General features: G+C 73.6%; 2 protein-coding genes. One reads left to right on the plus strand and one right to left on the minus strand.

Going from position 1 to position 670, the window contains the following annotated elements:
- Positions 1-378, plus strand: a 378-nt coding sequence (locus IE312_RS39820) for an oligopeptide/dipeptide ABC transporter ATP-binding protein (protein ID WP_229899646.1), incomplete at its 5' end; no start/stop codon positions are given.
- A gap of 110 nt (positions 379-488) precedes the next feature.
- Here the strand turns inward: IE312_RS39820 and IE312_RS39825 are convergent.
- Positions 489-670: hypothetical protein (locus tag IE312_RS39825; protein WP_229899648.1), on the minus strand; the 182-nt coding region annotated here is incomplete at its 5' end.

The following is a 670-nucleotide window of genomic DNA, read 5'->3' on the forward strand; positions in this document are numbered from 1 at the left end:
GTCGCGGTGATGTACCTGGGCCGGATCGTGGAGACGGGCCGCGAGAGCGAGATCTACGACCACCCGACCCACCCCTACACCCAGGCCCTGCTCTCCGCCGTGCCGGTGCCCGATCCGGAGGCCCGCGAGCACCGCGAGCGGATCATCCTGAGCGGCGACGTGCCCTCGCCCACGGACGTCCCCTCCGGCTGCCGCTTCCGCACCCGCTGCTGGAAGGCGCGGGAGCGCTGCGCCCGGGAGGTCCCGGCGCTCGCCGTCCCGGAGGCCTTCAGGGCCGCCCCGGGTCCCGCGGCGCACCCCTCGGCCTGCCATTTCGCGGCGGACGAGCAGCCCGGCCGCCGTACGGAGTCGCAGCTCAACGGCAACGGGCCGGGATGACATGGCGCATCCCGGCCCGTTCACGGCACCCGCACGGCCGTACGCTGATCAGCCTCCCGTGTCCGTATATCGGTCCCGCTTCCGCGAAGTTGCCTGTGCGTTAACGCCGTTCACGCGCGGTCGGCCGGCCGGGACAGGGAGCGCCGGAGGAAGTCCAGCTGCAGCAGCAGGAGATTCTCGGCGACCGTCTCCTGCGGGGTCATGTGGGTCACCCCGGACAGCGGCAGCACCTCGTGCGGCCGGCCGGCGGCCAGCAGGGCGGAGGACAGGCGCAGGGAGTGGGCGACGACCA

Source organism: Streptomyces capoamus, from assembly GCF_014654935.1.
Lineage (GTDB): Bacteria > Actinomycetota > Actinomycetes > Streptomycetales > Streptomycetaceae > Streptomyces > Streptomyces capoamus.